At 28.4% G+C, this 543-nt stretch carries 1 protein-coding gene; it reads right to left on the bottom strand.

Annotated features, from left to right (window positions below; genetic code table 11):
- Positions 1 to 543, bottom strand: a 543-nt coding sequence (locus tag AMN99_RS05565; protein ID WP_256998125.1) for an AIR synthase-related protein, incomplete at both ends; no start/stop codon positions are given.

Below are 543 nucleotides of genomic sequence, written 5' to 3'. Positions count from 1 at the left end.
GTATGATCATACTGCTGCCAAATCCAATCTTTGCTACAAATATTTGGGTTTGCTAAAACTTTTTTTAGAACATTTATAATTTTGAAATTTTTTAAATCTTCTTTTTTAATTTTATTCTTTTTAGGTAGCTTTGCTTTTTTCCATTTACGATCGTACATAGGTGAATTTTCGACTAAAGTATTTACAGGGATGTCTGCTACTTTTTCATTGTCAAAGTAAAGTTGTATTTTTTTTGAATTAGTAGTTTTGCCAATTACAGCAAAATCTAAATTCCATTTATCAAATATTTTTTTTGCTTGTTTTTCTTTTCCATTTTCTAAAACAATCAACATTCTTTCTTGGCTTTCTGAGAGCATAATTTCATAGGGTGTCATTTTAGTTTCTCTACAAGGAACTTTGTTTAAATTTATTTCAATTCCAAGATTTCCTTTTGATGCCATTTCTATACTTGATGATGTTAATCCAGCAGCTCCCATATCTTGTATAGCTATAATTGAGTCTCCAGCCATTAATTCTAAACAAGCTTCCAGTAAAAGTTTTTCA

Source organism: Candidatus Pelagibacter communis, assembly GCF_001180225.1.
In the GTDB taxonomy this organism is placed as follows: Bacteria; Pseudomonadota; Alphaproteobacteria; order Pelagibacterales; family Pelagibacteraceae; genus Pelagibacter; species Pelagibacter ubique_D.
Note: the sequence above shows the minus strand (reverse complement) of the source record. Positions and strands in the feature narration are given on the sequence as shown.